General features: G+C 66.1%; 18 protein-coding genes. 9 read left to right on the plus strand and 9 right to left on the minus strand.

Annotation, left to right across the window (positions count from 1 at the left end; all coding sequences use genetic code 11):
• Positions 1 to 36: 36 nt before the first annotated feature.
• The 4 genes from GJ695_RS26360 to GJ695_RS26375 all read right to left on the minus strand — a co-directional run bounded on the left by GJ695_RS26360 (position 37) and on the right by GJ695_RS26375 (position 6,116).
• Positions 37 to 2,640, minus strand: coding sequence for a BACON domain-containing protein (locus GJ695_RS26360; RefSeq protein ID WP_154370088.1), 2,604 nt, complete (start codon positions 2,638 to 2,640; stop codon positions 37 to 39).
• A 109-nt stretch (positions 2,641 to 2,749) separates the two neighbouring features.
• Positions 2,750 to 3,928, minus strand: coding sequence for a tetratricopeptide repeat protein (locus tag GJ695_RS26365; protein WP_154370090.1), 1,179 nt, complete (start codon positions 3,926 to 3,928; stop codon positions 2,750 to 2,752).
• Positions 3,929 to 4,046: 118 nt separating this feature from the next.
• Positions 4,047 to 5,234 (minus strand): hypothetical protein, encoded by a 1,188-nt coding sequence (locus tag GJ695_RS26370; RefSeq protein WP_154370091.1) that lies wholly within the window; start codon positions 5,232 to 5,234, stop codon positions 4,047 to 4,049.
• Between the two features lie 15 nt (positions 5,235 to 5,249).
• Positions 5,250 to 6,116, minus strand: a complete 867-nt coding sequence (locus GJ695_RS26375; protein ID WP_154370092.1) for an HDOD domain-containing protein — start codon at positions 6,114 to 6,116, stop codon at positions 5,250 to 5,252.
• 184 nt (positions 6,117 to 6,300) lie between these two features.
• Between GJ695_RS26375 and GJ695_RS26380 the strand changes: the two genes are divergently transcribed.
• Positions 6,301 to 6,879, plus strand: a complete 579-nt coding sequence (locus GJ695_RS26380) for a DNA-3-methyladenine glycosylase (protein ID WP_154370093.1) — start codon at positions 6,301 to 6,303, stop codon at positions 6,877 to 6,879.
• On the opposite strand, the gene GJ695_RS26385 is transcribed toward GJ695_RS26380, so the two are convergent.
• Both GJ695_RS26385 and GJ695_RS26390 read right to left on the minus strand, forming a co-directional pair.
• Complete coding sequence (locus GJ695_RS26385; RefSeq protein WP_154370094.1) at positions 6,778 to 8,415, minus strand: methyl-accepting chemotaxis protein; 1,638 nt, start codon at positions 8,413 to 8,415, stop codon at positions 6,778 to 6,780. The genes GJ695_RS26380 and GJ695_RS26385 overlap by 102 nt on opposite strands.
• Before the next feature lie 27 nt (positions 8,416 to 8,442).
• A complete protein-coding gene (locus GJ695_RS26390) occupies positions 8,443 to 8,889 on the minus strand; it encodes a cache domain-containing protein (protein ID WP_154370095.1) in 447 nt (148 codons plus the stop codon).
• A 135-nt stretch (positions 8,890 to 9,024) separates the two neighbouring features.
• Here GJ695_RS26390 and GJ695_RS26395 point away from each other — a divergent pair, with 135 nt between their 5' ends.
• The 4 genes from GJ695_RS26395 to GJ695_RS26410 are packed head-to-tail and all read left to right on the plus strand — an operon-like array spanning position 9,025 to position 13,623.
• Entirely contained in the window at positions 9,025 to 10,440 is a 1,416-nt protein-coding gene (locus GJ695_RS26395; RefSeq protein WP_154370097.1) for a KamA family radical SAM protein, read from the plus strand.
• A 13-nt stretch (positions 10,441 to 10,453) separates the two neighbouring features.
• Positions 10,454 to 11,803: an MFS transporter gene (locus GJ695_RS26400; protein WP_229260654.1), complete on the plus strand. Its 1,350-nt coding sequence runs from the start codon at positions 10,454 to 10,456 to the stop codon at positions 11,801 to 11,803.
• Positions 11,804 to 11,839: 36 nt separating this feature from the next.
• Positions 11,840 to 12,736: a 2OG-Fe(II) oxygenase gene (locus GJ695_RS26405; protein ID WP_229260652.1), complete on the plus strand. Its 897-nt coding sequence runs from the start codon at positions 11,840 to 11,842 to the stop codon at positions 12,734 to 12,736.
• 32 nt (positions 12,737 to 12,768) lie between these two features.
• The gene (locus tag GJ695_RS26410; RefSeq protein WP_154370099.1) at positions 12,769 to 13,623 is read left to right on the plus strand and encodes a fumarylacetoacetate hydrolase family protein; all 855 of its coding nucleotides are present in this window, start codon (positions 12,769 to 12,771) and stop codon (positions 13,621 to 13,623) included.
• A 20-nt stretch (positions 13,624 to 13,643) separates the two neighbouring features.
• On the opposite strand, the gene GJ695_RS26415 is transcribed toward GJ695_RS26410, so the two are convergent.
• From GJ695_RS26415 to GJ695_RS26425, 3 genes are all read right to left on the minus strand, one after another.
• A complete protein-coding gene (locus tag GJ695_RS26415) occupies positions 13,644 to 14,882 on the minus strand; it encodes a hypothetical protein (RefSeq protein WP_154370101.1) in 1,239 nt (412 codons plus the stop codon).
• 87 nt (positions 14,883 to 14,969) lie between these two features.
• Complete coding sequence (locus GJ695_RS26420) at positions 14,970 to 16,301, minus strand: aspartate aminotransferase family protein (RefSeq protein WP_154370103.1); 1,332 nt, start codon at positions 16,299 to 16,301, stop codon at positions 14,970 to 14,972.
• 107 nt (positions 16,302 to 16,408) lie between these two features.
• On the minus strand, positions 16,409 to 17,521 hold the full coding sequence (locus GJ695_RS26425; RefSeq protein WP_154370105.1) for a helix-turn-helix transcriptional regulator: 1,113 nt from the start codon (positions 17,519 to 17,521) through the stop codon (positions 16,409 to 16,411).
• A gap of 102 nt (positions 17,522 to 17,623) precedes the next feature.
• Here GJ695_RS26425 and GJ695_RS26430 point away from each other — a divergent pair, with 102 nt between their 5' ends.
• From GJ695_RS26430 to GJ695_RS26445, 4 genes are read left to right on the plus strand one after another with little or no spacing between them, the layout of a single operon-like run.
• Positions 17,624 to 19,705: a DUF4214 domain-containing protein gene (locus GJ695_RS26430; RefSeq protein WP_154370106.1), complete on the plus strand. Its 2,082-nt coding sequence runs from the start codon at positions 17,624 to 17,626 to the stop codon at positions 19,703 to 19,705.
• A 12-nt stretch (positions 19,706 to 19,717) separates the two neighbouring features.
• Positions 19,718 to 19,933, plus strand: coding sequence for a hypothetical protein (locus GJ695_RS26435; protein ID WP_154370108.1), 216 nt, complete (start codon positions 19,718 to 19,720; stop codon positions 19,931 to 19,933).
• 44 nt (positions 19,934 to 19,977) lie between these two features.
• Positions 19,978 to 20,199: a hypothetical protein gene (locus GJ695_RS26440; protein ID WP_154370109.1), complete on the plus strand. Its 222-nt coding sequence runs from the start codon at positions 19,978 to 19,980 to the stop codon at positions 20,197 to 20,199.
• 31 nt (positions 20,200 to 20,230) lie between these two features.
• A complete protein-coding gene (locus tag GJ695_RS26445; RefSeq protein WP_154370111.1) occupies positions 20,231 to 20,791 on the plus strand; it encodes a carboxymuconolactone decarboxylase family protein in 561 nt (186 codons plus the stop codon).
• The last annotated feature ends 214 nt before the right edge of the window (positions 20,792 to 21,005 follow it).

The raw sequence follows: 21,005 nt of genomic DNA on the forward strand, positions 1-21,005 counted from the left end.
CGCATGGGGTCAGACCCTTTCGGTCGGGGTGCTTTTTTACGGGCCGATCGGCAGGAAGGTGAGGGCGCCGTCATTGGTGATGCCGACCAGGATCCAGCCATCGCCCGACACCGCCAGCTGGCGCGGCAGCAGCGTCTTGCCGTTGTTGAGCTTGTATTGCTGGATCAGCTTGGCGCCGGCGCTGTCGTACAGGTAGACGTCGTTGGTATTGCCGCGCGCGGCGCCGGCGCAGACCATGCGGCCGTCCAGCGTCACCACCACGTTGTTGGGCGTGGCGTCGCCGATGGGCATGTAGCCCAGGATGCCCAGCGTGGCGCCGTCCATGATGGTGCACGCTTTCGGCGCGGTGGCGGCGTACACCACGCGGCTGCCGTCGCTGTTGACCCACAGATCCTGGCCCTGCGCGCCCGGGCTGCCGTGGCTGGCGCTGGCCAGCTTGGCGGCAAACAGGGTGCCGCCGGCCAGCGCCGCGTAGTCGACGCTGACGGTGGTGTGCTGGATGGTGCTGTTGCCTTCGTCCTGCTGCACCACGCGCTTGCCGTCGGCGCTGGCCGCCAGCGTGCCGCCGGTGCCCAGCGGCAGCTTGGGCAGGCGCGTGTTGTCGGCGGTGAGATACACCTGGCCATCGCTCAAGACCAGCATGCCGACGCCGTTCGGACGGATCAGCTTGATGCGGGTGGCGGCGTTGCCGGGCACCGCCAGCGCCAGCTGGGTGCTGATGGCGCGCGTGGTCAGGTCGACCGTGGTGATGCGGCTGTTGTCGATGTCGACCACGTACAACGCGTCGCCGTTGGGCGTGACCGCCATGTCGCCCAGATGCGCCGAGAAGCCGGTGATGCTTGCTTCCTTTAGGCCGGTGTACACGTTGTAGACGTCGATGTAGGCGCCGCCGTTGTGCACATAGGCATACGGGCGGGCCGGATCGGTGACCACGTTGGTGTAAGGCAGCGCGGTGGAGATGGCGGCGGTCGGCGCCGCCGTGCCTTTCCACAAGGCCACGCGGATCGGCTCCGACGCCTTGGCGTCGGGATCGAGGGCGGCCAGCGTGATGGTGGCGGTGGCGACGGTGTCGGTCAGCTGCTGGCTGTCGTCGGCGGTCAGGGTCAGCTGGTTGCCGCTGACGCCCGCCACCAGCCACGGCTGGTCGCTGGTGGCGCTCATGCCGCCGAAGGCGCCGTAGTTGTCGCTGACGGCGATGGTGCGCGTCATGCGGCTCCAGGTCGGCGTGCTGACGAAGGCCACGGCGGTTTCGGCCGGCAGCAGCTTGTGCTGGTCCTTGTTCAGCAGCAGTCCCACGGTCGCCCGGATCGTGTCGCCGTTGACCATGGCCTTGGCGGTGAACGAGGAATCGGTGGTGCCGAGCGGGGCGGTGGCCGCCACCGCCTTGAAGGTGGTGCTGGCGCCGACCGCGTTGATGGTGCCGCCGGCGGTGCCGGCGCTGGCCCACGACGGCACGAAGTCGAACACCCACGGCCAGCTGTTGCTGCCGGTGTTGAGCGTCATCTTCAAGGGCTGGGCCACCTGGGTGCTGCCGAAGTCGCGGCCGTAGGTGCCGCCCAGGACGATCGAGGGGACCGAGGTTTGCAGCGTGGCCGGCGTCAGGTTGAGCGTGACCGGCAGGGTGCGCGCGGCCAGGCCGGTGGGCTGGATGGTGATCGAGCCGGGATAGCTGCCGCTGGCCAGCGTGCCCACGGTCGGGTCCACCGTCAGCACGGCGGTGGCCGGCGTGGTGCCGCTGGTGGGCGAGACGCTGAGCCAGGCGGTGTTGCTGTTGGCGGTCCATGGCGTGGTGATCTTGACGTCGGTGTCCAGCGCCACGATCTGGCTGGCGATCGAGGTGCCATTGATGGCGGTGAACGTCAGGCTGCCTTTGTCCAGGGTCAGGGTCGGCTGCAGCACGGTCAGCGTGGCCGGCAGCGTGACGGTGCTGTCGGCGCTGCTGATATTCAGGTTGGTGCTGTACGTGCCGGCGGCCAGGCCGGTGGCGTCGTAGCTGACGCTGAGGCTGGCGTTGCCGCTGCCGCTGGCGGCGCTCAGCTTGAGCCAGGTGGCGCCGCTGGCGGCGCTCCAGCTGCCGCTGCTGGTGATGGCCACCGGCACGCTGGCCGGCGCCGCGCCGCCGCTCTGGATGGTGGCGGTCAGCGGCATGGCCGGCACGGCGGTGAAGGCCGCGCTGCCGGCCGGCTGCACGGTAAAGTCATACGGCAGCGTCACCGGCGAACCGGGGAACTGGCTGGCGCAGGCGCTGTCGCGGCACAGGCGCACGGTGAAGTTGCCCTGGTAGCGGCCGGCGGCCAGCGTCGGCGCGGTCTGCAGCACGGCGTGGTACTGGCTGGGGGTGTCCTGCACCAGCTGCATGTTCGGCAGCAGCACGCCGGCGCTGTCGACCACCACGGCGGTCACGCTGGCGTTGGTGAAGTCGCCCGGGCGGGTGACGGCGGCGACGATGTTGCTGGTCAGCGAGGTGCCGGCCGTGACGCTGCCGGTGAGGCTGCCCGGGGTGAAGGTGAGGGCGGGGCTGGCCACCGGCGTGGTGGTCCCGCCGCCGCTGCTGCTCCCGCCGCCGCCACCGCCGCCGCAGCCGGCCAGCAGCGCGGCGATGATCAACGGGGCGGCGTGGGCGGGCCTGAGTCTCAGCATGACGAAAATCCTTGTGGTAGAGGCGGATGCGGCTTAATTTACTTGCAATTGTTGCGCGAACGCAACTCAGTGTCAAGTTAAAGCCTGTCCAGCATACCATTGCCTCCCGCTATTTCACCTGGGCCGCGTAGGCGCGCAAGCGGTCCAGCTTGGCCGAATAAAGGTCGTGATCGCCGCGCGTGGTGCTGTTTTCCATGGCTTGCGCCATGTGCAGGTCGGCCGCCCGCAGATTGCCGAGCTGGTAATTGGCCAGCGCCAGCCAGAAATGGAATTCGTGGTAGTCCGGCACCCGGTCCAGTTCGCGCTGGAACATGGCGCGGGCGCGGCCGTAATCGCCGAGCTTCATGGCTTCCTGGCCCAGGTTGAAGAAGTAGAACGGCGGATACGGTTCGAGCTGGGCCAGCCGCGCGCGCAGCACGGCCGCCTCGTCCATTTTGTTGGCGTTTTCCAGCGTCTGCGCCAGGTTGGACAGGAAGATGGTGTTGTCGGGCGCCTGCGACATCGCGTAGCGCAGCGCCTGCTCGGCTTCGGCCTGGTTGCCGTGGTGCTGGTAGACCACGCCCAGCGTGTTGTAGGCGTTGGTGAACAGCGGATCGACCTCGGCCGCCTTGCGCGCGGCCCAGTAGGCGTCGTCGATCTGACCGACCGCCAGCAGTTCGGCGGCGCGGTTGTTGAGGAACATGGCCAGCACGGTCTTCTCGGTCAGCGGCCGCGCGGCTTCGCGCGACTTGGGCGAGATCGGCACGAAATCCACCGTCAGCGTGTTGGCCATGTCCATGGTGGTGGCCAGGTAGGGATTCTGCCCGGAGGTGGGGCGGCCCAGCGACAGGTTGACGTGGTTGCTGGCGAAATACAGGTTGCCGGAGCGGCTCCACACCTCGTCCATCTGCACCTGCTGGAACAGCACCGGCAGGTCCAGCTCATGGGCCAGGGCGGCGGTCATGATGGCCAGCGACAGGCAGTTGCCGGCGCGCTCGGTGAAGGTGTCGGCGGCGGTGCGGGTGATGGCGGCGTCATATTCGAGCTGCAGCTTGTCGCGCCGGTACAGCGCCTCAAACAGCATGCGGCGCACGTCGCGGCCGGGCAGCGGCTTGCCGATCTCGCGCTGCAGGTAGGCGTGCATGGCCGGGCTGACGGCAAACACGCTGGCGGTGTCGATCGGCGCCGCCGCCGGCTGGAACAACTGGTCGTGGAAGAGTTGCTGTGCGGGCGCGACGTGCGCCACCTGCTGACTGGCGCAACCGCTGAGGAATGCGGCGGCGCACAGGATGAGGGACCATGCTTTCATGACGTGTCTCCCTTTGCTGCGGAGCACAAGCCGGCGCCGCACCAGGCAGCGGAATCTGCGTTCCGCGTTCTGGAAAGTATCCTCGGCTAAGGGAGGGCTGTCAAACGAGAAATCGCTTTCAGGAAAGCGGGTCCTGCGAGACGGCAATATCGGTCAGGCCCAGGCTCGACAGGGCGTCGGTCAGGTCGTCCAGCGCAAGGGCCAGCTCGGCGGCCGGGTCGAGCGGCTTGTCGGCGGTGGCCAGCACGGCGCCGCCGAGCGACAGCTGGACCCGCAGCGCCGGTTCGTCGTCATCGTCGGTGGGGGCGATGACGGCCTGCGCCTGCGCCGGATCGTGGCCGGCCAGCGCCTGGTTCAGCGTCGACAGCAGGCCCAGCATGTCGTATTCCGACTGGCCCTGCGCGCGCGCGCCGAAGAACAGGTCCTGGTACAGGAAGTTGAGCGTCAGCGCCGGAGCGGCGCCGCGTGCGCGGCCCAGGCAGCGCGCCACCAGCGGCGCATGCGTTTCGGTCCATTTCTGATAAGCGTCGGCGCGCTTGGCGAAATAGGCGTCGGCGGCCTTCTCGCTGGCCGGCACCTTGTAGAAGGCGTCGTCGGCGCGCTTCAGCGCGAAGCCGAGCAGGAAGCGCAGTTCGACCGCGGTGTCGTCGGCGCCGAAACTGGTGGCCGACCAGCCGGCCGCCAGGCTGCGTTCCAGCGCCGGCGCGGCGGCGATTTTCTTGTCGGTCAGCGATTGCGCCGCCTCGCGCAGCATGGCGTGCAGCTGGCCGTAGCTGATGCGTTCGACTTCGCTCAGGTCGTAGGCGTGGCTGACCAGCACCACCTGCGCTTTCGGGCTTTCCAGGCCGGCGTCGGTGAAGCTGTCGACCAGCGCCTGGTAGGCGTCCGGGTCCTGGAAGTCGGCCGCCGGGTCGAGGCCGCCCTGGCTGTGCACGAACACCGGAATGGCGAAGGCGTCGATCTCGAGGTCGGCGCCGTGCTCGCGGCGCAGCAGCAGGTTGGCGGCGCCTTCCTCGGCGGCGCCGCGCAGGTAGCGGTAGCCGTCGAGCGATTCGTCGCGCGCCATTTCGATGGCGCCGTACAGCACTTCATTTTTACCCTGCGCCAGCAGGCGGCGCAGCAGGCGCTGGAATGCGATGTGCTTTTGCGCCAGCTCCTCGCGGGTGCTGGCGGCGATGATGTCGGCGCCGGCCGACTCGTCGGCCAGGTCGAGCGCCAGCGTGCACAGCTCGGTGGTGTTCTGCTCGTCTTTGGCTTCAGGGGAGTTGGCGGATTTGCGCGGTACGGGGCGCTTGTTCTTAGGCATGGGCTTGCTTTGTTCTTATCGTTCGGTGTGGAAGGTTTCGTTCAGCTCGTCGAGCAGATCCTCGGTTTCATCCTCGCTCAGGCCGAGGTGGCGGCAGGCGCTTTCGCCGCCCTTGTCCCATTCGTAGGACGTGGTGCGGTTGTGCAGGCGCTGGATGCCTTTTTCGGCCAGCAGCGACAGCGCCACCAGCGAGCGGATGGCGTCGTCGGTGGCCGGGTCGTCCAGCACGCGGTAGTCGTGGTGCAGCAGGATGGCCCAGGAGACGTCCGGCGACAGGCCCCAGTTGCGCGCCAGCAGGCAGCCGATGGCGGCGTGGTTGGTGCTGTAGCGCGCGTCCTCGATGGCGGTGAAGACGCCGTCGGCGTCGTTGCAGGCCTGGTCGTAGGTGGCGGCGTAGTCGGTGAAGCGGTTCATCAGCAGCGGCACGCCGATGTCGCAGAACAGGCCGAAGGTATGGGCGATGTCCGGCGGCGCGATGCGCAGCTTGCGCGAGGTGAACACCAGCGCCTGGGCGCGGCGCGCCGACACTTCCCAGAACGCGTTCAGGTCCGACTCCTTGCCCTCGATGGCCTGGCGCGCCAGCAGCCCGGTCAGCAGCGCCGCGCACTGGTTGATGCCGAGGAAGTTGATCGCCTGCTCGACCGACTTGGCCTTGCGGGCGGCGCCGAAGAACGGCGAGTTGGCCAGCTTCAGCAGCGCGCCGGACATGCCGACGTCGTTGCCGATGATGCGGGCGATCTGGCGCGGCGACGGGTCGTCCTTGGCCAGTTCGCGCTGCAGGTCGACGAGCAGGCTCGGCCGAGGCGGAATCCGGATGGAGCGCATCAGGGCGTCTTCCACCGCGTTTTCTGTTGGCAAGGCTTGGGCAGCTGCTGTCGTCATTGTGATTCTCAGGGGTAAAGGCAATCGTACCCTCGATTATCGCCGCAAGCGGCCGGCGATTGCGCGAATTTGTGCTGATTTTCTGTGCAACGGGCAATATTTTGTCGCGAATTATCGGGATTTGATAATCATTTGGCATGACTTGTGTAATCGTGTGGTCCAGTTTGCCATTTAGAATAGACGCATGATTACGAATCTTGCGGGGATCGATTTCAGCGCGCCATCCGAGTTGGTGGCCGAGCAGCTCATCGGCGTGACGCTGCTGGTCAACGGCGTCGGCGGCCGCATCGTCGAAACCGAGGCCTACGACCGCGAGGAGCCGGCCTCGCACTGCTACGGCGGCGAGACGCCGCGCAATTTTTCCATGTTCGGACCGCCGGCGCGCAGCTATGTGTACCAGTCGCACGGCATCCACTGGTGCCTGAATTTCGTCTGCCGCGCGCCGGGGCACGGCGCCGGGGTGCTGATCCGCGCGCTGGAGCCGGTCGAAGGCGTGGAGGCGATGCGCGCGCGGCGCGGGCTGGACGATGTGCGGCTGCTGTGCGCCGGACCGGGACGGCTCGGCCAGGCGCTGGGCGTGACGCGGGCGCTGAACAATCTGCCCCTGGCGGAGCCGCCGTTCCTGCTGCTGCCGCGCGACGCGGCGCGGCCGCTGGAGGTGCTAGCCGGCCCGCGCATCGGCATCTCCAAAGCGGTGGAGCTGCCGTGGCGCTTCGTCGAGGGCGGGTCGCGCTTTTTGAGCAAGCCCATGCGACGGCTCTAGCTTGAACACCGACACCGCCTGCGACAGGTGGCCGGCCTGGTCCTGCAGGCTGGCCGCCGCCGCCGCGGCCTGTTCCACCAGCGCGGCGTTCTGCTGCGTCACATCATCCATCTGTCCGACCGCCTGATTGACTTCGGCGATGCCCTGCGCCTGTTCGGCGCTGGCGGCGCTGATGCGGGCGATGATGTCGTTGACCTGCTGCACGGCGGCGACGATGCCGCCCATGCGCTCGCCGGCCTGCTGCACCGAGGCGCTGCCGCTGTCGATGGTGGCGACCGAGGCGGCGATCAGCGTCTTGATTTCCTTGGCGGCGGCGGCCGAGCGCTGCGCCAGCGTGCGCACTTCGGCCGCCACCACGGCGAAGCCGCGTCCCTGTTCGCCGGCGCGCGCCGCTTCGACGGCGGCGTTCAGCGCCAGGATATTGGTCTGGAACGAGATGCCGTCGATGACGGCGATGATGTCGACGATCTGGCGCGAGCTGGCGCGGATCGAGGCCATGGTCTGCACCGCGTCCTCCATCGCCGCGCCGCCGTGGCGCGCCAGGTCGCTGGCGCCTTCGGCCAGCTGGCAGGCCTGGCGCGCGTTGGCGGCGTTGGCCTGCACCGCCTGCGTCAGGCTGTTCATGGCGCTGGCGGTCTGCTCCAGCGAGCTGGCCTGCATTTCGGTGCGCGTCGACAGATCGAGGTTGCCGGTGGCGATTTCGCGCGCGGCGGTGTCGATCGAGCGCACCGCGCCGAGGATGGTGGTGAGGGTTTGCGTCAGGTTGCTCATGGTTTGGTCCAGCATGCGCGCGGTGTCGGCGATTTCGTCGCGGCCCTCGGTACTGCGGCCGGCGGCGAGGCGGCCGGCGGCCAGCGCGATCACCACGTCGGCGATGGCGCGGATGTCGCGCAGCATGGCGCCGCGCACCGCCATCGTCACGCCGATCGACAGCGCGATCGACAGCAGCACCATGATGGTCATGCCGGTGTTGAGCGTCTTGAAATCGGCCTTGGCTTGCGCGTGCGCTTCCTCGCTGAGCTGCTTTTCCAGCGCCGATAATTGCGCCAGTTGCTCGTTCAGTAGCAGGAACTGTTTTTCGGCGATGGCCATGGCGTTGGTGGCGATGCTCTGGTCGGCCTGCGCCATGTCCATGGTTTCGAGGACGGCCTTGCGGTAGGCGGCCAGCGCCTGCAGCGACTGGGCGACGATCTTGCGTTCGCTGTCGTCGGCCAGCGCGTCGAGGTCGCGCAGCTGCTTGTCGATGGCGGCGTGTCGCGTCCTGATGTCGCGCGACAGGGCGTCCAGGCGCGCCTGCGCAAAGCTGCCGTTGACCCAGGCCAGCAGCTGGTAGATGTGGGCATGGGCGTAGCGCGCTTCGCCGCTGACGTCGGCCGCGATCTTGAGGCGGGCGGCGCGCACCTGCACCAGGTTTTCCAGCGACGCGTTCTGGCGTACCATGCCGACGTAGGACGCGGTGGCGGTGGCGATCAGCAGCACCAGCACCAGCATCGGCGCGAGCAGCAGTTTGGGACCGATACGCAGTTTGTTCAACATGATGCCCTCCCGGCGCCGGCGCGGCGCCTATTTTTTGTAGATGCCCGCTTCCAGCACGATGTCGCCGACGCGCAGGATGTAGGTGGTCTTGGGTTCGATCTTGCCGGTGGTGGGATTCTTGTACTGGTAGTCCACCCAGCCGTGGCCTTTTTTGGCGGCCAGTTCGATGATCTCGCGGCGGTACTTCTTGCCGCTGGCGTCGGGGATGTCGGTCAGGTCCTTGCCGACGATGGACGGATTGACCGGGTGCGCCAGCACGATGCCGGTCTTGATGTCGCGCACGTCCACGTACAGCGAGCCTTGCAGGTAATCGGGATCCTTGGCGGCGATCTTTTTGATGAAGGCGTCCTGGCCGTTGGTCTTGATGAAGGCTGCGCCTTTTTCGGCCATGGCGATGGCGTCTTTTTCGGTCGGTTCGGAGGCCAGCGCGGACAGCGTGAAGGTGGCCAGCGCGATGCTAACGAGGGTTTTCATGAGCGAACTCCTGTCGGGTGGATGACGCTATGAACTGTACGCCGCCAGCAATTTCAGGAGTTGCGTTCGCGCAAGACTGAGTGGCGGCGCGCGGCCTAGCATGGGGTTTCCGACCTTTCACAACAGGACTTCGTGATGGATACGCCTAAATTCAAACCGTTTATACGCCAGACCATTTCGCACTCGCGGCAGTGGGAATGGATACCGCCCGATTTGCAGGAGGCGGTTCAGGTGGTGTCGCATGTGCTGCCGTTTCGCACCAACGAATATGTGCTCGATCATCTGATCGACTGGAACAACATCCCGGACGATCCGATTTACCGGCTGACGTTCCCGCACCGCGACATGCTGGCGCCGGACGACTATGCGCGGCTCAAGGAACTGGTGCTGGGCAAGGCCGACCAGGCGGCGCTGGTGGAGCTGGTGCGGCGCATCCGCCTGCGCATGAATCCCCATCCGGCCGGGCAGATGACGCACAACGTGCCGCGCGTGAACGATGCGCCGCTGAGGGGCTTGCAGCACAAGTACAAGGAGACGGTGCTGTTCTTCCCGAGTTCCGGGCAGACCTGCCATGCGTACTGCACCTTCTGCTTCCGCTGGCCGCAGTTCGTCGGCATGGACGATCTGAAGTTCGATGCGAAGGAGTCGCACGAGCTGGCGTCGTACCTGCGCATGCATCCGGAGGTGACCGATGTGCTGATCACCGGCGGCGATCCGCTGATCATGAATACGCGGTCGCTGGAGGCGTACATTGAACCGCTGCTGGCGCCGGAGCTGGGGCATATCCAGAATATCCGCATCGGCACCAAGTCGGTGGCGTATTGGCCGCAGCGCTTTGTGTCGGACCGCGACGCGGATGATTTGCTGCGGCTCTTCGAACGCGTGGTCAAGGCGGGCAAGAACATGGCGATCATGGGGCATTACAACCATGCGGTGGAGCTGCGGCAGGAGGTGGCGCAGCAGGCGGTCAAGCGCATCGTCGGCACCGGCGCGACCTTGCGCATGCAGGGGCCGCTGATCCGGCATATCAATGAAGATCCGGCGTCGTGGGCGGAGCTGTGGCAGACCGGCGTGCGGCTGGGAGCCATTCCGTACTATATGTTCGTGGAGCGCGATACCGGGCCGCGCGAGTATTTCCAGCTGCCGCTGGCGCGCGCGCATGAGATTTTCCAGGCGGCGTATCAGATGGTGTCCGGCTTGTCGCGCACGGTGCGCGGGCCGTCGATGAGCGCTTTCCCGGGCAAGGTGGTGATCGACGGGATCGCGACCATCGGCGGCGAGAAGGTGTTTGCCTTGCAGTTCCTGCAGGCGCGCAATCCGGACTGGGTGCGCAAGCCGTTTTATGCGAAGTTCGATCCGCTGGCGACGTGGATGGATGAGTTGAAACCGGCGTTCGGCAGGGAGAAGTTTTTCTTCGAGGAGGAGGGCGGCAGCCGCAGCGAGTATGGCGCCGAGCCGCCGGGCGTGCGCAAGGTGATTCCACTGCTGTCGGCGCGCGCGGAGGGCGGCGCGGCGTCGGCGGCCGGCTGCGACTCGCACACCGCTGCCTGAACGCGGGACGGCGATGATGCGCGACGATTCCGCCACGCCCGCAGCGCCGCCGCCAGACGACGCGGCGTCCGGCATCGGCGCGCCGCCGGCCGAGTCGTCGTCCATCCGCGTTGCGTCAGCGCCGTTCTCGTCGCCGGCTGCCGCCGCGTCGTCGCTGTCCGGCCGCACGGTGTTTGTGATGGTGTTTCTGCCGTTCGCGCTGGGGCACTTTCTTTCGTGCCTGATGCGGACGGTGAACGCGACGCTGGCGCCGCAACTGGTGGCGGCGCTGGCGTTGACGCCCGGCGAACTTGGGTTGCTGACCAGCGCCTTCTTCCTGGCGTTCGCGCTGGCGCAGCTGCCGGTCGGCATGGCGCTGGACCGCTGGGGACCGGGCACGGTGCAGCCGCCGATGCTGCTGCTGGCCGGCGTCGGCGCGCTGGCTTTCGCCGGCGGCCACACCTTCACGCAGCTGCTGGTGGCGCGCGCCGTGATCGGCCTGGGACTGGGCGGCTGCTTCATGTCGGCGGTGAAGGCCATCTCCACCTGGATCGCGCCGGCGCGGCTGCCGTCGGTGCAGGGCTATCTGATCGCCATCGGCGGCCTCGGTGCGGCGGCGGCCACGCTGCCGGTGCGGATGGCGCTGGACTACATGGACTGGCGCGGCCTGTTCCTGTGGCTGGCGGCCGCGGCGGCGCTGATCGGCTTCCTGATCCGCGCGCTGTCGCCGCCGCAGCCCGGCGCGGCGCGCAAGCCGGCGCTGCTCGATGCCATGCGCGAAGTCTATCGCCATCCGGCCTTCCGCGAAATGGCGGCGCTGGTGCTGGTGCCGCACACGGTGTTCTTCGGCATCCAGGGGCTGTGGATCGGGCGCTGGCTCAGTGATGTCGCGCGCTATTCGGACAACGCGGTCGGCTACCTGCTGTACCTCGGCATGGCGGCGGTGATCTTCGGCGCCATCGCGGTCGGCATGATCACCGAGTGGGCCGGACGGCGCGGCGTGCAGCCGATCCGCGTGGCGGCGGCCGGCGTGGCCCTGTTCATCGCGGTGCAGGTGGGCTTTGTGTGCAACTGGCGGCCGAGCTACCAACTGCTGTCGGTGTTGTTTACGCTGGTCGGCACGGTGACCGGCATCGAGTACACCATCGTCGCCCTCAGCCTGCCCGGCGCGCTGACGGGGCGCGCGGCCACCTGTCTGAATCTGCTGATCTTCCTCGGCGCGTTCGCGGTGCAGGCGGGTTTCGGCTTGGTAGTCGGATGCTGGCGGCCGGATGTGACGGGACACTATCCGGCGCAGAGCTATCAGGCGGCGTTCGCGCTGCTGGTGCTGTTGCAGCTCCCGGGACTGATCTGGTTTGTGCGGCGGGCAGGCGCAATCCGGTAGAATGGAATCCCCGTCCGACTCGCTCCTGATTACGTGATGACCCAAGATCAAAACGCCTTTGCTTCATTGCCGCTCACCTGGCGCGACTGGATCATGGAAAACCTGGCGCGCGCCTGCAGTCCGCTCGACATGGCCAACAGCATGGCGCGCTCCGGCCAGTACAGCATGACGGCCGCGCGCGCGGCCATCGACGAGGCGGTGCGCATCCGCGCCGGCGCGGCCACCGCGGGCGATGTGGCCGAGGCGCCGGCTGCCGCCAGCGCCTTCTCCGCGCCGCGCGAGATGCCTTATATTGACGTCAGCAGCAACCGCATCGCCACGCCGGACCGCGAGGTGGAGGTGCTGTTCGTGCTGAAAAAGCCGCAGGTGATCCTGCTCGGGAATGTGCTCAGCGACGCGGAGTGCGACGCCATCGTCGCCCATTGCGGCACGCGCTACACCCGCTCGACGGTGACGGCCGAAGCCGACGGCGCCAGCGTGGTGCACGAGGGCCGCACCTCGGAGATGGCGTTCATCCAGCGCGGCGAGGCGGAGGTGGCCGAGCGCATCGACCGCCGGCTGGCGGCGCTGGCGCACTGGTCGCCCGAATGCACCGAGCCGTTCCAGCTGCAGAAGTACGGCCAGACGCAGGAATACCGGCCGCACTACGACTGGCTCGATCCCGACAGCGCCGGCCACCGGCCGCACCTGGCGCGCGGCGGCCAGCGGCTGGCGACCTTCGTGCTGTATCTGTCCGACGTGGAGCAGGGCGGCGGCACGGTCTTCCCTTCGCTGGGGCTGGAGGTGTTCCCGAAGAAGGGCAATGCGCTGTGGTTCCTGAACACCGACAGCAATCACCAGCCGGATACGCAGACGCTGCATGGCGGCGCGCCGGTGGTCAAGGGGATCAAGATCATCGCCAACAAATGGTTGCGACAAGAGCGCTACGGTTAGAATGGCGTTGAACTGATAACCGAGGGTGAAGTATGAGACTAGTGCGTTATGGCCGTCCAGGCAAAGAAAAACCAGGCTTGATCGATGATGAAGGCAAGCTGCGCGACTTGTCCGGCGTGATCGACGACGTCGATGCGGCGCAGCTGGCGCCGAAGGCGTTGCGCAAGCTGGAGAAGGTGGCGCACGCGTCGCTGCCGCTGGTGCGCGGCAATCCGCGCTTCGGCGTGCCGGTGGCGCGCGTCGGCAAGTTCGTCTGCATTGGCCTGAATTATTCCGACCACGCGGCCGAAGCGGGCATGCCGATTCCGAAGGAGCCGATCATCTTCCTGAAGGCGAATACCGCGCTGTCGGGCCCCGACGATCCGATCATGATGCCGCAAGGGTCGAAGAAGATGGACTGGGAGGTGGAGCTGGGCATCGTCATCGGCACGCGCGCACAGTACGTCAGCGAGGCCGATGCGCTCAAGTACGTGGCCGGCTACACGGTGGTGCACGACGTGTCGGAGCGCGAGTATCAGCTGGAACGCGGCGGCACCTGGGACAAGGGCAAGGGCTTCGACACCTTCGGCCCTGTCGGCCCGTGGCTGGTGACGCCGGAAGACCTGTACGACGTGCAGGACCTGGACCTGTACCTGGAGGTCAACGGCAAGCGCATGCAGACCGGGAACACCTCGACCATGATCTTCTCGGTGGCGCAGATCGTCAGCTATGTATCGAAGTGCATGACGCTGGAGCCGGGCGACGTGATCGCCACCGGCACGCCGCCGGGCGTGGGCATGGGACGCAAGCCGCAGCGCTTCCTGAAGAAGGGCGACGTGGTGCGCCTCGGCATCGCCGGCCTGGGCGAGCAGCAGCAGGAAGTCATCGCCTGGAAGGCGACCAAGTAAGCCTGCCGCCGCCAGCTGCCTCAGTTGGCGGTTTTTTCCGCGACGTCCGGCAGCGTGTCCAGCAGGGCGGCGACGTCGTCGCGGGTTTCGCTGGAAAAGCCCATCTGCGCCGTCACGCTGATCTTGCCGTTGGCCTGCTGGGTGGCGGCGAAGTTGGCGATGCCCAGCGTGCGTTCGAACAGGATGACCTTTTTGCCGGAGTTCAGGTCGGTCGCCGAAACCTTCGACAGGCCGCCTTCCTGGGATACCAGGATCGGCCGGCCCGGCACGTTGAACCAGTTGATGCGCCAGAAGTAGTGGCTCATGTTGCGCATGCCGTTCGGCTGGAAGACGCTGTCATAGCTGTCCATTTTGTCGCATTGCGCGATCAGCATGTTGCGCTGGCGGCAGGCGCTCATCACCTGCACCTGCTTGTCCTCCAGCGAGACGTTGACCGGCACGAGGCGGTTGTTCTCGATATTGAGCAGCGCGTAGTCCTCTTTCTTGCCGACGCCAACCACGCTGCCCAGCGATTTCACCGCGTTGAACAGGGAGCCGAGCGAATTGTTCGCCTGCGAGCCGTTGGATTCCGGCGTGCGCTCCAGCAGGATGTAGCCGGTGTTGGCGATGTCGCCGTTCTGCAGCGCGGCGATGGTGAAGGTTTCCGGCGCAACGATGTTGGTGGTGCCGTGGCCGGGCACGAAACGGAAGCCGGTGTTGTCGCGCGCGATCACGAAGCCGCGCGACGAAGGGATCAGGCGGTAGCCCGTGAATTTCTTGCCGGTGACGGTGCTCACCTGCCACTGCGCGCCCTGCTTGCGGGCGGTGGCGATGGTGACCGGCTCGGCCGACGCCAGCGCGCGGCCCGACTTGAGGACGTATTCGCCGGCATTGGTTTCCGCCAGATAGGTGAAGTCGCCGGACTGGGCGTCGAAACCGTAGCTGGTGATCTTGCCTTCCGGGTCGATGTAGCGGCGGCCGTTGATCGCGAAGCCGTCGCGGAAGCGCTCGAACTGGACGCCGGCGGTCAGGGCCGGGAAGGCGTCGAAGGCGGCGGCCAGTTCGGCGTCGCTGCGTTGTGGCGCGGCCGCCGCCGGGGCCACCGCCGCTTGCGGCGTGTAACCGTTTTGCGCGTTGAGCTGCGCCACCTTCTGCTGCAGAAGCAGCAGGTTGAGCAGCTGTTTCTGCTGCTCGGGCGTCAGGTTGTCGACGTTTTGCGCCTGCAGCGGCAGGGCGCCGCACAGAGTGGACAACAGCAGGATACCGATACTTTTCTTCATGGGCTGGCTGGCGTAATTGGCATGTAAATATTAATTATAAGCAACAATGTTGACTTATGGGAATATTATTTAATTGCCATATGGTTTTTATTGCGAAATTGCAACAACGGCCCGCAGGGCGTCCGCCAGGCGGCCGGTGATTTCCGCCAGCTCCGCCTCGGTGGCGATGAAAGGGGGCGCCAGCAGGATGTGGTCGCCCTGGCGGCCGTCGATGGTGCCGCCCATCGGGTAGACCATCAAGCCGCGCGCCATGGCCTCGTCCTTGATGCGGGCGTGCAGCTTGAGCGCCGGGTCGAACGGCGCCTTGCTGGCGCGGTCCCGCACCAGTTCCAGTCCGATCAGCAGCCCGCGTCCGCGGATGTCGCCGACATGCGGATGCTGGCCGAAGGCCGCGCGCAGCATGCGCCGCAAGGACGCGCCACGCACGGTGACGGCGCCCAGCAGGCCTTCCTTCTGTATCACCTTCTGCACCGCCAGCGCGGCGGCGGCGGCCACCGGGTGGCCCATGTAGGTGTGGCCGTGCTGGAAGGCGCCGCTGCCGTCGCGCAGGCGCCGCACGATGTGCTCGCGCGCCAGCACCGCGCCGATCGGCTGGTAGCCGGCGCCCAGGCCTTTGCCCAGCACCACCAGGTCCGGCAGCACGCCTTCCTGTTCGAACGCGTACAGCGTGCCGCTGCGGCCCATGCCGCACATGACTTCATCGAGGATCAACAGCAGGCCATACTGGTCGCACAATTTGCGCACGCCGCGGAAGTAGCCTGGCGTGGGCGGCACGGCGCCGGCGGTGGCGCCGACCACGGTTTCGGCGACGAAGGCGATCAGGTTTTCCGGGCCGGCGGCGAGGATGGCCTGCTCCAGTTCATGCAGCAGGGCGGCGGTGTAGTCGTCGGTGCTCTGGCCCTCGGCGCGGCCGCGGTATTCGTAGCAGGGCGAGACATGCGGCACGTCGAGCAGCAGCGGCGCGAACGGGCGGCGGCGCCATTCGTTGCCGCCCACCGCCAGCGCGCCCAGCGTGTTGCCGTGGTAGCTCTGGCGGCGCGCGAGGAAGACGCCGCGCTGCGGCTGGCCGGCTTCCAGGCAGTATTGGCGCGCCAGCTTGAGCGCGGTCTCCATCGCCTCCGAGCCGCCGGAGACCAGGTAGACGTGATCGAGGTCGCCGGGAGCGTCGGCGGCCAGCCGCGCGGCCAGTTCCTCGGCCGCCTCGCAGGTGAAGAAGGCGGTGTGGGCGTAGGCGCTGCCGTCGATCTGGGCGTGCATCGCGGCCAGCACTTGCGGGTGGCCGTGGCCCAGCGAGGAGACGGCGGCGCCGCCGCTGGCGTCGAGGTAGGTGCGGCCGGCGCTGTCGGTGATGGTGAGGCCTTGCGCGCGCACGGCGACGGGCGGCGTGCGGCGCAGGTTGCGGTGGATGAGGTGGCTCATGGCGTCCTTTCGTTGGCGGGGCAGACTGCCAACGGTAGCCGCGTTTGGCCGGCGTGATGTTGATCTACGCCGGAACCTGGCCGGATAATTCGGACGGCAAATCGATGTCAGAACAGCGCGGGCAGGCCGTAGATCAGGCGGACCAGGTCTACCTGCCTGCCGATGCCGATTTTCCGGTAGATGTGCTGTGTATGCGTTTTGATCGTTGCCAGCGAGACGAATAATGCCGCGCTGAGTTCATCCTGCGTCCGGCCGCCGGCCAGTCCCATCGCCACCCTGGTTTCAGCGGCGGTCAGTCCATACGAGTTCTGCAGAACGTTGGCGGCCATGGCGCGCTGCTGATTGGGCTCCGAGATGATGATGGCGACATCGGCGCCGTCGTCATCGAGTTGCTTCCTGGCGTCGCTGCTGACCGGCAGCACCAGGAGGTTGACGCGCGTGTTGCCGTCGGCCGCCAGCGTTTCCATGGCGTGCGCCTGCACGTCGCCGCCGTCGGCCTGCGCGGCAGCGCGCACCAGGCTGTCCAGCGCCTCATTGTCCTTGAGGTTCGTCAACCGCACCTTGCCGAGGAGTGACCGCACCACCGCGCCGGAATGAAGCCACTGCTCGGCGCGTTGGTTGGTCATCCGTACATGACCGGTCTGATCCACGATAACAATGCCGTAGTCCAGGCGGTCCAGGACGGCCATGGCGATGCGCCGGGCGGCGCTGACGGTGCTGACTTTGGCCGCCACCTGGTCGGCCTTGGCGAAATGCGGTATCAAGCGTTGCAGGACGGCGGTCTCGGTGGGTGAAAACGGCGGCTGGCCGAGGTGGCGCTGGAAACCGAAAAAGCTGAGGGTGCTGCCTTGCATGCTGACGACGCCGCTCAACACGTGCCGGATGCCATTGGGCAGCAGAAACTCGGTATGGAACCGGCTCGCGGCGATCTCGGCATCCGACAGGTAGTCGCTGCAGGCAAACGCTTTGCCCGGCATTTTGATGACGTGGGCCAGGGTCGGATCGATGGCCAGGTAGCGCTCGTTGTAGAGGGCTTGCATGCCGGGTTCATGGCCGACCGCATACCAGAAGGCGCCGCGGCCATGGCGGATGTCCAGTCCGGCATAAAACCCCGCCACGGCATCGACGGCCGACGCGATGTCGGCCAGCAGGCCATGCCATGCCGCCGGATCGAGCGCGGCGTCGTAGACCTGCTCGATGATGCTGTCCAGTTGCTTCATATATCCCGTTTGTTACTATTGGTCCAACAATCATCCTTTGGGATGATTCGCGAAAGTCAGTGGCAACCTATTATCGCGTAGAAATGTTTTCGGGAGCGGGGAATGGATGCAGGAAAATTGGGGGGCGGTTTGCTGATGCTGGCGGTCTTGGCCGCATGCGGTTCCAGCACGGACAGCGCCGCGCCGCGCGTCGCCAAAGTGTCCGAGGGCGGCGCGCGACTGGCTAGCGATCAGCAGCCCGATCAAGTCCAGGTCGCCGGTTATCGCGCAAACTATACGATCAGCAGGGCCCAGGATAGCGGGATGGTGACCTTGACCAACAAGATCACCAACGAGGTCCAGACCTATGCCAAACCATCGCTGATCAAGTTTATCGACGTGTTTACCTCGTTCGATGTGGATGGTGCGCCGGGACAGGTATATCGGCTGTATCAGGCCGCCTTCAACCGCACGCCGGATTTGGCTGGCCTGGGTTACTGGATCGCCGCGAACCAGAACGGGCGCGACTTGCTGGGCGTTGCCGCTGACTTCATCGGTTCGGGGGAATTCAAGGATGCCTATGGCGCCAGCGTCAGCGACGCCGGGCTGATCAATCTGTTGTACAACAATATCCTGCACCGGGCCGGCGAGGCGGCCGGCGTCGCATGGTGGGAATCCATCATGGCCAACGGCGCCCCGCGGCCCAGCGTGTTGTTCAGCTTTAGCGACAGCGCCGAGAACAAGGCCAGGGTCAATCCGACGCTGGCGGACGGCATCGATTATGTGCCGGGTCCGGCTGATTTGCCGGCCACCCACACATTGACCGATTATGTCGACCTGCAATTTGACGTTTTCTCGGGCGGGAATGTCGATACCCACTATTCGCTGGTGACGACGATTCAGCAACTCCAGCAGGGCGCTGCCGGCGATGTGCTGATGGTGGGGAACACCTACTGGGACTTTTCGCTGCAAGGGCTGGACCGTTACCGGGCCGGGCCGCAGAACCTGCTGAAATGGAACGGCAAGACCTTCGACGATATCTCGCTGTCGGCGGTCAAAGGCGGGATTCCCGCGATGTTCCAGTCCGAACTGGGTTCGATGGTGGGCGACTTTAACGGCGACGGCCGGCCCGATGTGATCTTGGGCGGCAACGGGCCTGACACCGATGGCAACAAGGGCGAACCCACCTATGCGCTGCTGTCGCAAGGCAGCAGCGGCTATGTCACGACGCAACTGCCGAACAATGCCGGGACGGCTGGTTACTACAGCTGGGTGCATGGCGGCGCCGCCGTGAAGCTGCGCGACAAGGCCAACAAGGTGGCCTTCATCGGCGACTATGCCTTCGGCCCGAGCTATCTGGTCGAGATCGCACCGGATGGGACGTCGGCCAAGATGAATGGACGGCTGCCGGACTATGTCGGCGTGGCCAGCACGGCGTTGAATGGCTATTTCACCAGCGCGGATTTTCCGGTCACCGCCGCGCTGGCCGTCGATCTGGATGGGGATGGCGTCGACGAGCTGGTGCTTGGCAGCCTGTACTCGTATTCCGCGGCGCTGGTGAATCCTTCCTTGAATTCGGTCGACACCATCGTTTTGAAGCAGGATGCGAACGGCAGCTTTGCTGGCAGCCCCATGATCGCGCTGCCGAATGGTCCTTACGCCAAAATCGATTGCTACCAGAAGAGCAACTGCGAAAACCTGACGGTCAAGCAGATCACGTCGGCGGATTTCAATGGCGATGGTTTGCCGGATCTGTTGATCACGCACCATTCGTATAACACCAGCGGCGGAGGCGGTTCCACCACGCAGTTGTTGATCAACAAGGGCAATCTGACATTCGAGGATGCTACCGTTGCGTGGTTTGGCAGCAATCTTCAATTGAGCAATGCCTCACATATTCATAGCTACGCGGCGGACCTGAACGGCGACGGCTGCCCGGATGTGGTGTTGCGGGGCGATGAAATCAACAACGTTTCAACGCAGGTGTTTTTGAACGACTGCAAGGGCCACATGGTCGAGTTCTCGAAAGAGTTCCAGGCCTTGATGCCAAGCGGCAGCAAGTACATGCACGGTGGTGTGCCGATTTCCCTGGGCGGCAAGCCGGCGATTCTGCTGTTTAACTCAATGGGGACGACGGCGAAATTCAGCGTGGTACGATTCAAGAACAATATTCCTACGCCGGCTGGTTCTGCCGTCAAATATTGACGGGGATTGAGCATGACGAAGAAATACCCGGGTCTATTGGATGGTCTGCTTGCGGCGCGCGCGCAGAAAATCAGCCTTGAGCGTCAGGGAGTGCATGCTGAGACCGTGCTGAACGAGATGGAGCGCAAGCGTGGGCGAACCAGGGATTTTTTAGACGCGCTGGAGAAGTCGTTTGCGTGGATGGTGGTGGTCATCCTGATCGTGGCAAACGATATAAGCAGGCACTAGTTTGTTCACCAGGGACATTGAGCGCCATCAGTAAAGAAAAATCCATGACAAAGCAAATGAATCAGGGCCAGGCTCTGCTCAAGCCAGCCGCCATCCAGTCGCTTATGCTTGGGAAGCATTTCAGGCTGGATCAGGATCCCGAGGTGTATCAGGTCATGGGCCTGAAAGGACGCACGCGGCAGGTGGTATTGCAGGTCCCGTCAACGGAGCGAATCTTGATCCTGTCGGAAGATGAATTCCTGGCGCAGGCCAGCGAAATTGTATGAGGTGGCCTTCACTATGTCATCCCAGGAAAACATGTCCACGAATGATCGACTGCCGCCCATCGCTTTCGAACAATTGAGCGCGGCCCAGCAGGTGGCGGCGCAGGCGGTGATCAATGGGCCGCGCGGGGCGCTGTACGGGCCGTTCGTGCCGCTGATCCGCAGCCCGGAACTGATGGCGGCGGCGCAGCGCATGGGCGAGTATCTGCGCTACCGCAGCGCCATCGGCACGCGGCTGACGGAGCTGGCGATCCTGGTGACGGCGCGCCAGTGGAGCCAGCAGGTGGAGTGGGCGATCCACGCGCCGATCGCGCGTGACTATGGCATCGCCGACGAGGTGATCGCGGCGATCGCGGCGCGCCAGCGGCCGGCCGGCCTGCTGCAGGAGGAGGCGCTGGTGTATGACTTCTGCATCCAGCTGCAGCAGCGGCAGCGGGTGGACGACGCCACCTATGCGGCGGCGCTGGCCGCCTTCGGCGAGCACGGCGTGGTCGATCTGATGGGAATCAACGGCTACTACACGTTTCTGGCGATGGTGATGAACGCGGCGCAGACCGCGGTGCCGGCGTCGCATGCGCCGCCGCTGCCGGAGTAAGCGTTTAAGTTAGGAAGCGCACGGAGCGGGCGAGGCGGCGGCGGATAATCGGCTGACCATTCCAGGAGGAGCCGTTATGCCCGATCCACTTGACGTCCGCCCCGCTGCGGGCCAGTCCGACGACGCGCCGGAGGCCGGGCCGGCGCCCGCGCTGACGCGGCGCGGCTTTATCCAGAGCGCGCTGGCCGGCGCCGCCCTCAATGCCGCGCCGGGC

Source organism: Duganella alba (assembly GCF_009674495.1).
Taxonomy (GTDB): domain Bacteria; phylum Pseudomonadota; class Gammaproteobacteria; order Burkholderiales; family Burkholderiaceae_D; genus Rugamonas; species Rugamonas alba.